Genomic DNA, 11,824 nt, shown 5'->3' with positions numbered 1-11,824 from the left:
ATAAACCGGGTCAACACCAGTTGCGTGAAGGAGCGAGATTGTCTGATTCTGCGAAGCGGTCCGGTGGGAAGAAACCTGGGGCGCGGCCACGGTTGCGCACCAGGTTCCCGGGCCAGCGCACGCGCGACCGGATAGGGCGCGTAGTAGACAGCACGGACCCCAGCGGCAAGAAGGTCTCCATCGGCCTTTTGGCCCTGGTCACCACCCTGGGCGGGTTCCTCTTCGGCTACGACACCGGCGTCATCTCCGGCGCCCTGCCGTACATGCACATGCCCAAGGAGGCGGGCGGCCTCCACCTCACCGCGGTGGAGGAAGGGCTCATCGGCGCATTACTTCTGCTGGGCTGCGCGTTCGGCTCCATTATCTTCGGCGCGCTCTCCGATCGCATCGGGCGCCGCCGCAACCTGCTCGTCCTCGCCGTCGTGTTCCTCATCGGCGCGGTGGGCTGCTCCCTGGCGCCCAACCTCGCGCTGCTCTACCTCGCGCGCTTCGTCCTGGGCCTCGCGGTGGGTGGCGCGTCCGCCACCGTCCCGGTCTTTCTGGCCGAGATGGCCCCGAAGAACCTGCGCGGGTCGATGGTGGCCATCGATCAGCTCATGATCGTCACCGGCCAGTTCGCCGCCTTTGCCATGAACGCCCTCCTCGCCGCCCTCCAGGGCGGCCCTGAGGCCACCGTGGCGGACGATCCGTCCGGGAAATTCGCCGCCGGCGAAACCGTCGCCTGGGACATGCTCGCCGGCATCAACGGCGTCACCGTAGACGGGGGCAACGGCGCAGTGTGGCGCTGGATGCTCATCGTGGCCAGCCTGCCGGCCATCGGCCTGTGGTTCGGCGTGCGCCTCATGCCGGACTCCGCGCGCTGGCACATGGCCCGCGGCGAGATTGCTGCGGCGGCCGCCGAACTCAAGCGCGTGCGCAGCAACGAGCAGGAAGTCGAAACCGAGCTGCGCGAGATGTACACCAGCCTGCGCAAGGAAAAGCGCCGCAAGAACTTGAGCCTGCGCAAGGCGATGCAGGTGAAATGGCTGCGCTCCCTTGTCATCCTCGGCGTTTCACTGGCGGTGCTCCAGCAGCTGACCGGCGTGAACACGATGATGTACTACGCACCCCGCGTGCTCCACGCCGCCGGCTTATCGTCGGAGGCGTCCATCATCCTCAACATCTTCACCGGGCTGGCCTCAATCATCGGCGCGGTCATCGGCATCGTGGCGCTGCGTAAACTGCCGCGCCGCACGGTGCTCCTCGGCGGCCAGACCATCCTCACTATCGCTCTGCTGCTCATGACGCTGCTGTTCCTCTTCGGCATCTCGCCGTACATGCAGGACGACGGCACCATCTCGCAGGACATCCCGAACTACCTGCCGTACCTGGCTGTCGGCGTCATCGTCATCTTCATGATCGGCATGCAGGGCGGCCCCGGCCCGGTCATGTGGGTCATGCTCTCGGAGCTGTTCCCCAGCAAGATCCGCAGCTCCGCCACCGGCGTGTCCGTGTTCATGAACTGGATGACCAACATGCTGGTCACTCTGCTCTTCCCCGTCATCATGGACGGCGTTGGCCCGGTATTTACCTACGGGCTTTTCGTGGCCATCAACGTCGCGGCGTGGATCTACTACTCCCGCCACGTGCCCGAGACCTTCAACTCCTCCCTGGAGGAGCTGGAAGAGCGCTTCAAACAGGAAGGGATCACCGCCGGCAAGTAGGCCCTGCCGTATCCTGGGCTGCCATGAGCGATCCCAGGGAATACACGGTGGACTACGACTGGCTGTGGGATAACCCGCCGCACAACGACGGCACCCCGGCCACGGTGCGGTTGACGGTGACCAACGGCCAGCGTGACGATGCCGAAAGCCACGTCGACGCCTGGCTGGCCCAGCTGGATTCCGACGGCGAGGGCAACTACTTTTCCGGCGGCTGGGGCGTGCGCGAGGCCATGCGTGACGATGCCCAGGTGGTCCTCGAGATCACCTCCGGCGGCGAAGACGTCGCCGACGGGATCGAGGACGGCACCCAGTCGGCCTACGCGCACCTCGGCGAGGGCACCGATCTTGACCTGCACTGGGAGCAGTTACCGCGCTGCTAACCTGCCGTTCATGTGAATGTTACAGTTCAGGAGCCATTATTAGTTCCTGAAAGGTATCCCCATGGACGCAGCTACGTGGGAGCCGACCTTGGATGCCGGTCCCCTACTCGGCGTTGCAGCCGCCGCCATCATTGTGAGCCTGGTTCTGATCATCTGGTTCAGAATCCACGCGTTTTTGGCACTCATCATCGTCTCCGCACTGACCGCCATCGCGGCCGGAATCCCGCTGAGTGAGACCGTCGGCATCATGACTGACGGCTTCGGCGGGACCTTGGCGCCGGTCGCCCTCTTGGTCAGCCTAGGCGCAATGACCGGCCGCCTGGTCGAACAATCCGGGGGCGCGCAGTCGCTTGCCGATGCCCTCGTGCGGAAATTCGGCGAGGACAAAGCGCCCCTGGCGTTGGGTGTCGCCTCCCTCATGCTGGGCTTTCCCATCTTCTTCGACGCCGGGCTCATCGTCATGTTGCCCACCATCTTCGCAGTCGCCCGCCGCTTGGACGGGCCGGTGCTCGCCTACGGCATCCCTGCCGCCGGCGCGTTTTCGGTCATGCACATCTACCTCCCGCCGCACCCCGGCCCGGTGGCGGCCAGTGAGTTCTTCGGCGCGGACCTCGGCCTCGTCCTCCTTTTCGGACTCTTAGTCGCGCTGCCCACTTGGTACTTCTCCGGCTACCGCTGGGGCCTGTTTCTGGGCAAGAAGTATCCCGATTTCAAGGTCACGGATGTGCTTATCGGCCGGGAGACCGCGCCGGAGGAGCAACCGGCACAGCCGGCGACCGCTGGCGCGGTCATCAGCATCCTGCTCATCCCCCTGCTCCTCATCTTCTGCAATACGGGCCTGACCGCGCTCACCAAGACCGGAGCGGTCAACGGGGACGCGCGCTGGGTGCACCTCTTGGTCTTCCTCGGCCAGACCCCCATCGCGCTCCTCATCACCACGCTCGCGGCTATGGTCATCCTGGGCACCGCGCGCGGCATCCGCGCCAAGGAGATTGAAAAGTCCCTGGAGTCCGCGGTGGGTCCGGTGTGCTCGGTCATGCTGCTCGCCGGCGCGGGCGGCATGTTCGGCGAGGTGCTGCGCGCCTCCGGCATTGGCGATGCCCTGGCCGACAGCATGGCGGGCCTGGGCATCCCGGTCATCGTGGCGTGCTACCTCACCGCCGCCCTCCTGCGCGTCGCGCAGGGTTCGGCCACGGTGGCGCTGACCACCGCTGCCACGCTCATGGTGCCCGCGGTGGAGGCGGGCAACTTCACCGAGCTGCACGTCGTCTTCATCGTGCTCGCCACCGCCGCTGGCTCCATCTTTGCCAGCCACGTCAATGACTCCGGCTTCTGGCTCATTGGCCGGCTGATGGGCATGGACGTTGCCACCACCCTGCGCACCTGGACGATGAACCAGGTGCTGGTCTCGGTGATCGGCTTCGCCTTCGTATTGCTCTACTACGGCATCTACCAGCTGGTGCTGTAGCAGCCCCCGCAAGGCGGGAACTCCCTTCCCGGGCCGCTACCCCGAACCTCGAAACCCGACACCCGCGCTCGTGCCTAGCGCCTCGCCGCGGAGGCATCCAGCGCCGGCGGCGGCACCGGGGCGCCCGCCGGCGGGGCAATCTTCGGGTACTGACGAGTGGCCGCAGGCCCGGCTGCCGCAGACCCACCTTCCGCAGCAACGTCTGCGTCGCTGTCCGTATCGGCCTCCGTATCCGTGCCACCGCGGTGCGGGGCCGGATCCCACCGGCGCTCGACCAAGCGCTTCTGCGACCACAGGCCCAGCCCGAAGATGACGGCGCCGATGACGAGAATGAGCGCGGTTCCTGCGCCCTGCCCCAGGTGGGACGCCCCACCGAGCAGCAGGCCGAACCAGCCGAAGTCGGTATCGCCGAACGTGGTGTCCGCCTCGCGGAAGCTGCCAAGCACGCCGAGCAAAAACGCCGGCAGGAACGTGATGAGCAGGCCGTTGGCAAAGCCGCCGAGCACCGCACCGCGGCGCCCGCCCGTGGCGTTGGCGTACACGCCCGCCGCGCCGCCGGTGAAGAAGTGCGGCCCCAGTCCCGGCAGGATGAGCGCGACGCCGAAGGCGGGATTCAGCCACAGCGACAAAACAGCAAGGCCCACCAGGCCGCCGACAAACGAGGTGAGGAAGCCGACGAGCACCGCGTTCTGCGCGTACGGGAAGACGATGGGCGCGTCCAGCGCCGGGATGGCGCCGGGAACGACCTTGGCGGCAATGCCCTGGAAGGCGGGCACCAGCTCGCCGAGGATGGTGCGCACGCCGAAGAGGATGACGGCGACGGATACGCCGAACTGCAGGCCCTGGGTCACCGACTGCATGAGGTAGTTGCCCACGTTTTCCGCGCCACCCTCGAAGGCACTAAACGCCTCCTCGGTCCCCGCGCGAGCGATGAACAGCACGGCGAGAACGACGTACATCAGCGCCATCGACAAGGCAGTGGCCACCATCGAGTCGCGCAGGAACCGCAGCCCCTCCGGGAGTTTGAGCTCCTCGGTGGACGTGCTCTGGCGGCGGCCCTTACCGCCTACTGCCGCGCCGATCGCCCCAGCGGTGATGTAGCCGGCGGTACCGAAGTGTCCGATAGCAATGGAGTCATCACCCGTTACCTTCCGCGTCCACGGGTGGGCGATGGCCGGCAGGGACACCATGAGGATGCCCAGGAGTAACGCCCCGGCGAGCACCACGATCCAGGAGTTGAATCCGGCCGAGGCCAAAATGATGGTGATCATGGTGGCCATGAACAGCACGTGGTGGCCGGTCAGGAAGACGTAGCTCAGCGGCGTAAACCGGGCCAAAAGCAGGGAGACGACGAACCCGAGGATCATCAGCCAGGCGACCTGTCCGCCGTATTCGGCCTGCGCGATGCCGGCGATTGCCTCGTTGGTGGGCACAACACCGTGGGCGCCGGTGGCGCCCTCGATCATCGCGCCCAGCGGTTCGAGCGAAGCCGTGACCAGTCCGGCGCCGGCGCCAATGAGCAGAAAGCCGAGCGTCGCTTTGATGGCGCTTCCCAGCACCTGCCCTGTCCCGCGCTTCATGGCGGCCATGCCCACGGCGGTAATGATGCCGATGAGGAAGGCGGGGACGGCGAGGATGTCGTTGACTACGAATTGCGCAATGTTGAGCAGAATGTCCATGTCGAGCGTCCCTTCCAGTTACACCGCGTACAGCGAGCGCAGCGCGCGGTCGATTTCGATCTCGTCGGTGAAGTCGTCGATGACGTAGACGGGAACGCCGACATCGCCCAGCGTGCGGGCGATCTCCCCGGAGGTCAACAGGAAGTCGGCCTCCTTGGCCCGGCCCTTGGCCGAAATCGTGTCGGTCGCCTCCACGGTCAGGTACTTCGCCCAGCCCCACTGGGTAAGCACGTCTTCGAGGGTGTTCTTTAAAAACAGCGAGGTACCCAGCCCGTTGCCGCACACCGTGAGGATCTTGCCCTTGGACGGGACGGTTTCCTCGTCTCGCGGTGCCGATGTGTCAGCCGCCGGATCCGCTGCGGCGCCGGTGCTTGCCGATGCCGCCTTGTGCGCCGCCGCCGTTTCCGCCGCGGGTTTGTCCACCGGCGCCTGCTTCTCGGACCCGTCGAGCACCTGGCGCAGTTCGCTGGCCGAGGTGACGGTGTCGAGGCGTTCGCGCTTGGCGCGGTTGCCCAGCAACTTGGCCAGGTCTTTCATCGCGGAGGTGTGCGCGGAATCGTTCTGTGCAGCCAGCGCCACGACGAGTGTGACCGGATCGTTTTTCGCATGGCCGAAGTGGATGGGGTGTTTCAGCCGTACCCAAGACAGGGCGGTTTCTTTCACCGCCTCACTGGGTCGCGCATGCGCGAACGCGAATCCCGGCGCGACCACGATGTACGGGCCATTCGCGTCGACGCTATCGACCATCGCGTCCGTGTACGCCGACGTGATGCTCCCAGTGTCTTCCAACAGCCCGCCAGCCACACGAATGGCTTCACGCCAATCGCGCACAGTCACATCGAGTGCGACGGCGTCGTCTCTTAAGAGACCACTGAGGTCGGACATTGCACACCCACTCCCCTTGTTTCGACTCGGCCGTGCGGCGACGAAGCGCCGGCACGCGGCCGGGTAACCTGCAGTTCACTGAATTTTAACCTGACGTCGAAGGTGCGCCGAAAGGGAAAGGGGGGCTGCGAAATGCAGCCCTCGGCCTTAGCGCGTCGCCTTTTCCAGCAGCTCGAGGATGTGGTGGTAGTCCTCGCCGGTGGCGCGGGTCAGCCCCAGCTCGCAGGTGCGGTTGGTGGAGGCGTGGTACTGCGCATTCAGGCGCTTGGCCTCAGCGGCCTCGGCCTTGGTGGCGGAGTGCGTGAGCTCCGGGTGGAGCATGCCGCGGTCGCCCGCGTAGCCACAGCAGTTCCAGTTCACCGGGAAATTAACGGTCTCGGCGGCGGCTTCGGCGACGGTGCGCAGGTCATCGAAAAGCCCCAGCTGGTACGCCGAACAAGTCGGGTGCAGGGTGACGGACTCAGCCTTGTGGGCCGGCTTTAGCCGTGGCACGACGTGCTCCGCGGTAAAGGAAATGGCGTCGATGACGGTGATGCCCACCTCCTCGGCGATCTCCTGGAAGCCGGCGGTACAGCTGGACGCGTCGACGACGACGGGCAGGCGCGCGTTGTCGGAGGCGCGCATGAGGGATTCCTGCACACGCTGTTTCATCACGTCGTGACCTGCGGCCATGCCCTTCGAGGTCCACGGGGTGCCACAGCACAGGCCGTCGATGTCGTCTGGGACAACCAGCGAGACCCCGGCGCGCTCCAGGAGCGCCACGAACGCGTCGGTGACGCCCTTACCGTCGCCCTGCGGGCCGAACATGGAGTTCACGCACGCCGGTGCGTAGACCGCGATCGGCTTTTCAAAGCGGTTGCCCACCTGGGCGCCAAACCGGCTGCGGGGCTTGCCGCCCTTGGTCAGCTCCGGCTGGTACTCCGGCACCAGATCCGTGCTGGTGAGCGCGCGGGCCACGTCGGTGACCTTCTGCACCAGGCCGGTGGGCAGGTAGTGCGCACCAGTCAGCGCCAGGGAGGCGGCCCGATTACCGGGCGCCCACACCTTCGCGGCGGCCTCCCAGCCCGCCTTGACCGGGGCGGCGTTTTTCTCCTTGCGCAACTCCTTGATGAACTTGCCGGTGTCGATGCCGACCGGGCAGGCGGTGACACACATCGAGTCCACCGCGCAGGTTTGGATGCCGTCGTAGTCGTAGTCGCGGTCCAGCTCGCGCACGGTGTCCATATCACCGTCCTCGAGGGCCTTCGCGCGGGCGCGGCGGATGACGATGCGCTGGCGCGGCGTCATGGTCAGATCCCGCGACGGGCACACTGGCTCGCAGTAGCCGCACTCCACGCAGCTGTCGATGCGGTCTTCGACCTTTGGGTTGAGCTTCATGTTCCGCATGTGCTCTTTGTCGTCATCGGTGATGATGACGCCCGGGTTCATCGTGTTCGCCGGGTCGACGGCGCGCTTGAGCGCGCGCATGACGTCGTACAGTTCGTCGCCGTACTGACGGCGCACGTACGGGGCCATGACGCGGCCGGTGCCGTGTTCCGCCTTGAGGTTGCCCTTGGCGGACAGGATGAGGTCGACCATCTTCTCGTTGAAGCTGTCGTAGCGCCCCAGCGCCTCGTCGCCCTCGAAGCGGTCGGTGATGAGGAAGTGGATGTTGCCGTCCTTGGCGTGGCCGAAGATGACTGCTTCGTCGTAGCTGTGGGCATCGAAAAGCTCCTGCAGGCCCCCGCACGTATCGGCCAGGTCGGCGACCGGGACCACGACGTCTTCCAGCAGCGCGGTGGTGCCGGACGGGCGGGCCTCGGCCACCTGCGCGTAAAGCCCCTTGCGGAAGTTCCAGGCCTTGGCCGCCTGCTTCTTGTCGGTGGAAAACTCGGCGGCGGACTCCAGGTCCAGCTCGGCGAGGATGTCCGCGCCGGTCTTTTCGTACTCGCGGAGTTTTTCTTCCTCATCCGCGTGGTACTCGATGAGCAGGGCGGCCTGCCCGTCGACGTCGAAGCCGGTGATCTCCTCCGGCACGGCATCGAAACCGCGGCCGACGGTGATCGAGCGCGAGTCCATCAGCTCCAGGGTGGCCGCCTCGGAATCGAAAAGATCCGGCAGCGCCCGGGTGGCGGCGTCGATGCTTTTGAACACGGCGATGCTGGTGGTCTTCAGCTTCGGCACCGGGATGGTGCGCAGGACGGCCTCGGCGATGAACGCCAGGGTGCCCTCGGAGCCGACGAGGAGGTGCTCGAAGATCTTGACCTGCGAATCGAAGTCGAGGAACGCGTTGAGGGCGTAGCCCATCGTGTTTTTCAGCGAGAAGTGCTGCTCGATGATCCGCACCGACTCGTTGTTGTCCCGCACCCGGCGCTGGAGTTTCTGGAGGGTATCGAAAAGTTCCGGCTCCTGCGCCTTGAACTGCTGGTCGGCGTCCGCATCGGCGGTATTGATGACCGTGCCGGACGGCAGGACGAAGGTCAGGGACTCCAGGGTGCGGTAGGTGTTGTACTCCGTGCCGCAGGCCATGCCGGACGAGTTGTTGGCGATGACACCGCCCATCGTCGCGGCGCTCTCGGAGGCCGGGTCGGGGCCGAGCTTCCGGCCGTACAGGTTGAGCCGCGCGTTGACCTGCCGCACCGTCGCGCCTGGCTGGACGCGCACGCGCTTGCCGCCGTCGAGGACCTCGACGTCACGGAAGTGCTTGCGCACGTCCACCAGAATGCCGTCGCCGGAGGACTGCCCGGACAGCGACGTGCCGCCCGCGCGCAGGGCTACCGGAACACCGCGGGTTGCGCCCGCGCGGAACGCGGCGGCGACGTCGCGCGCGTCCTTGGCCTCCACCACAGCCTGCGGCGTGTAGAGGTAGTGCGACGCGTCGTGGGCGTACTTCAAGCGGTCGATGAGCCGGGTGTGGATCGCCTCGTCGCGGCCGATTTCGGACGCGAGGGCGTGGGCCACATCGGCCCGTTGTTGCCGGGGCTTTTGACCGGCAGACGTGCGGGAATTCAAAACTGGGGTGCTCATAGTTAAAAAATTACGCCGCGGCGCGCGAGCGTCGAAACCGAATGCGGTGGGACAATTGTCACGACAGCGGGGCGACTGTCGCCGCGATACCACTTCCGGCAATAAGGGTGAACGGCCGCATAGTTTTTCACTACTATGTGCCAAAACACATACGGACGGATGTATCCCCACACACGCCGGAAGGCCGTTTCCATGAACACCTCGCTCACCACCGACCAGAGCACCCAGACCGAAATCGCCCACAACATCTTCACCTTCATCGCCACCTGCGATTTTTCCGCCCGCACCAAGGGCCGGGCGATGGCATCGAAGGTCTTCACCGACACCTCCAGCGTCGGCTGGGTGCCGGCGAACCTGGGCATCGGCCCGCTCGGTCACATCGTCGACGACCTGCCCTACGGCGCGTCCGGGGATTTGCGGTTGCTTGCCGATGCCTCCTCGCGCGCCACCATCACCGGCATCCCCGGGCAGGCGGATCTGGACTACTGCTTTGGCAACATCGTCAACACCGACGGCAGCCCGTGGGAATCCTGCTCCCGCACGTTTCTGAACAACACCGTGCGTACCCTGCGGGACAAGTACGGCATCACCTTCACTGCCGCGTTCGAGCACGAGTTCGTGGAGCGAGCCACGACCCGCTACCCACACCCGTTTTCTTTTTCCAACTTCATGTCCGCCGAACCGGTAAGCAGCACGCTGTTCAAGGTGCTTGAGGACGCGGGAGTGGAGCCGGAGTGCTGGCTGCCGGAGTACGCGCAGCACCAGTACGAACTGACCATGAAGCCAGCCGAGCCCGTGGTGGCCGCCGACCGGGCGCTCCTGCTGCGCGACATCACCACGAACGTCTACCGCGCCTTCGACCGTGAGGTGACGTTCACCCCGGTCACTCATCCCGAAAAGGGCGGATCGGGTGTACACATCCATTACGGTCTTTACGCCGAGAACGGCGACTCACTCGCCTTCGACGCCGATCGCCCCGGCCGCGTATCCAAGCTTGCGGGCGTGTTCAACGCGGGCATCATCAAGTACGCGCCAGAGCTCACCGCGATTTTCGCTCCCCTGACCGTGAGCTACCTGCGCCTAAAGCCCGACAACTGGTCCACCGCCCGCGCCTTCTGCGGACTGCAGAACCGCGAGTCGCTGGTGCGCGTGTGCCCCACCAACGAGATTGGTGGCAAGGATCCGGCACAGCAGCTGCACTTCGAGTTCCGCGGCGCCGACGCGGGCGCGAACCCGTGGCTGCTGCTGGGCGTCATCCTGCGCGCCGGGTTGGCGGGGCTGGACGAGGGGCTCGACCCAGTGGACATCGTCGAGGGCGAGCTGGACCTCGAAGACGATCACTCGGAGCTGGCCAAGCTGCCGGAAACCCTGTCCGAGGCCCTAGACGTGTTCGAGGCCTCCGAGACGGTGCGTTCTTGGTTCGCGCCGGCATTTTCGGACACCTACCTCAAGGTCAAGCGCGACGAGGTCGAGCAGCTGCGCGGCAAGTCTTTCGAGGAGCAGTGCGATATCTATGCCGCGGTCTACTAATTCTCAGCGCGAAATGGTTGACGGGCTGCCGCTTTTTGATCACCACTGTCACGGGGTCATCGAATACGACCTTTCGGCGGCCGAATTCGAGTCGCTCATCTCGGAGTCTTCTCGCCCCGCAGCGCCGGGCACCACGCGCTTCGACTCGCAGATTGGCGTGCAGGTGCTGTCGCAGTGCGCGCCCGTGCTCGGCGCGGAGCGTTTTTGTTCGCCCACGGCCTACCTCGACGCCCGCGCCGCGCTGGGCGCCGATGAGGTAGACCGCCGACTGCTCAAAGCGGCACGCCTGACAACCCTGGGGGTAGACACCGGCCACGCTGCCGGGCTCATCACGGGACCGGAGCGACTCGGCGAGCTCGCGGGCGCGACAGCCCACGAGGTCGTGCGCTTGGAAAGCCTCGCGGAAGGCGTCGCGCACACGATGCGGGCAGAAGAAAACCCGCTTCCCCCCTCCCGGGATAACGCCGCGCTCTTCCTGCAGAAACTGGAGGACCCGCTGGATATGCGGCTCGCGCGGGCCATCGGGGTGAAGTCCATTGCCGCGTACCGCTACGGGCTCGACTTTCTCGCCGCGCGCCCCGCCACGGACGAGGTCATCGCCGCCGCCGTAGAGTTTTTATCCCAGCCTGCAACCATGCGGCTCGACGACCCGGTACTGATCCGGCACCTGCTCTGGCTCGCCATCGACAGAAAGCAGGTCATCCAGCTGCACATCGGCTACGGCGACGACGACGTCGACCTGCACCGCTGCAACCCGCTGCTGCTGACAGAGCTGTTGCGCACAACCCGCGACACCGGCGCGCGCTTTGCCCTATTGCACTGCTACCCGTTTGTGCGCGAGGCCGGCTACCTGGCAGACGTGTACGAACACGTCTACTTCGACGTCGGCCTAGCCATCAACTACACCGGCAGCCACTCGCCGCGCGTGATCGCGGAATCCTTGGAGCTCGCCCCGTTTGGAAAGATCCTGTTCAGCACGGACGCGTTCGGCCTGCCGGAGTTGTACTTCGTGGGCGCACAGCTGTTCCGCCGCGGGCTTGCGGAAGTGCTCGACTACTACCAGCGCGAATGGGGCTGGCCGGACCACTACTGCAGGAAGGTCGCCGAGCTCATGTGCTACGACAACGCCGCCCGCCTCTACGGAGTGGATGACCGGAAGAACTAACCAAGGAG

The 11,824-nt window shown here is 65.9% G+C and carries 8 protein-coding genes; 5 read left to right on the top strand and 3 right to left on the bottom strand.

The window, feature by feature from the left end; all coding sequences use genetic code 11:
- Positions 1 to 38 precede the first annotated feature (38 nt).
- The 3 genes from CMASS_RS02565 to CMASS_RS02555 all read left to right on the top strand — a co-directional run bounded on the left by CMASS_RS02565 (position 39) and on the right by CMASS_RS02555 (position 3,551).
- Positions 39 to 1,703 (top strand): MFS transporter, encoded by a 1,665-nt coding sequence (locus CMASS_RS02565; RefSeq protein WP_169460795.1) that lies wholly within the window; start codon positions 39 to 41, stop codon positions 1,701 to 1,703.
- A 23-nt stretch (positions 1,704 to 1,726) separates the two neighbouring features.
- Complete coding sequence (locus CMASS_RS02560) at positions 1,727 to 2,083, top strand: hypothetical protein (RefSeq protein ID WP_027018572.1); 357 nt, start codon at positions 1,727 to 1,729, stop codon at positions 2,081 to 2,083.
- A 61-nt stretch (positions 2,084 to 2,144) separates the two neighbouring features.
- The gene (locus tag CMASS_RS02555; RefSeq protein ID WP_022862605.1) at positions 2,145 to 3,551 is read left to right on the top strand and encodes a GntP family permease; all 1,407 of its coding nucleotides are present in this window, start codon (positions 2,145 to 2,147) and stop codon (positions 3,549 to 3,551) included.
- A gap of 74 nt (positions 3,552 to 3,625) precedes the next feature.
- On the opposite strand, the gene CMASS_RS02550 is transcribed toward CMASS_RS02555, so the two are convergent.
- From CMASS_RS02550 to CMASS_RS02540, 3 genes are all read right to left on the bottom strand, one after another.
- Positions 3,626 to 5,230: a PTS ascorbate transporter subunit IIC gene (locus tag CMASS_RS02550; RefSeq protein ID WP_022862606.1), complete on the bottom strand. Its 1,605-nt coding sequence runs from the start codon at positions 5,228 to 5,230 to the stop codon at positions 3,626 to 3,628.
- Positions 5,231 to 5,248: 18 nt separating this feature from the next.
- On the bottom strand, positions 5,249 to 6,115 hold the full coding sequence (locus tag CMASS_RS02545) for a PTS sugar transporter subunit IIAB (protein ID WP_022862607.1): 867 nt from the start codon (positions 6,113 to 6,115) through the stop codon (positions 5,249 to 5,251).
- Positions 6,116 to 6,262: 147 nt separating this feature from the next.
- Entirely contained in the window at positions 6,263 to 9,121 is a 2,859-nt protein-coding gene (locus CMASS_RS02540) for an FAD-binding and (Fe-S)-binding domain-containing protein (protein WP_084684377.1), read from the bottom strand.
- Positions 9,122 to 9,313: 192 nt separating this feature from the next.
- Here CMASS_RS02540 and CMASS_RS02535 point away from each other — a divergent pair, with 192 nt between their 5' ends.
- Positions 9,314 to 10,651: a glutamine synthetase family protein gene (locus tag CMASS_RS02535; RefSeq protein ID WP_022862609.1), complete on the top strand. Its 1,338-nt coding sequence runs from the start codon at positions 9,314 to 9,316 to the stop codon at positions 10,649 to 10,651.
- Positions 10,635 to 11,816, top strand: coding sequence for an amidohydrolase family protein (locus CMASS_RS02530; protein ID WP_022862610.1), 1,182 nt, complete (start codon positions 10,635 to 10,637; stop codon positions 11,814 to 11,816). The genes CMASS_RS02535 and CMASS_RS02530 overlap by 17 nt, the downstream gene beginning before the upstream one ends.
- The last annotated feature ends 8 nt before the right edge of the window (positions 11,817 to 11,824 follow it).

Source organism: Corynebacterium massiliense DSM 45435, from assembly GCF_028609805.1.
GTDB lineage: Bacteria > Actinomycetota > Actinomycetes > Mycobacteriales > Mycobacteriaceae > Corynebacterium > Corynebacterium massiliense.
The sequence above is the reverse complement of the archived record's forward strand: the minus strand, read 5'-3'. Positions and strand labels throughout refer to the sequence as shown.

What these genes read in the sequence shown, in the direction of transcription:
- CMASS_RS02535 (WP_022862609.1), top strand. Translation starts at nt 9,314, where the DNA reads ATGAACACCTCGCTCACCACCGACCAGAGCACCCAGACCGAAATCGCC.
- CMASS_RS02540 (WP_084684377.1), bottom strand. Translation starts at nt 9,121, where the DNA reads ATGAGCACCCCAGTTTTGAATTCCCGCACGTCTGCCGGTCAAAAGCCC.
- CMASS_RS02550 (WP_022862606.1), bottom strand. Translation starts at nt 5,230, where the DNA reads ATGGACATTCTGCTCAACATTGCGCAATTCGTAGTCAACGACATCCTC.
- CMASS_RS02560 (WP_027018572.1), top strand. Translation starts at nt 1,727, where the DNA reads ATGAGCGATCCCAGGGAATACACGGTGGACTACGACTGGCTGTGGGAT.
- CMASS_RS02545 (WP_022862607.1), bottom strand. Translation starts at nt 6,115, where the DNA reads ATGTCCGACCTCAGTGGTCTCTTAAGAGACGACGCCGTCGCACTCGAT.
- CMASS_RS02530 (WP_022862610.1), top strand. Translation starts at nt 10,635, where the DNA reads ATGCCGCGGTCTACTAATTCTCAGCGCGAAATGGTTGACGGGCTGCCG.
- CMASS_RS02555 (WP_022862605.1), top strand. Translation starts at nt 2,145, where the DNA reads ATGGACGCAGCTACGTGGGAGCCGACCTTGGATGCCGGTCCCCTACTC.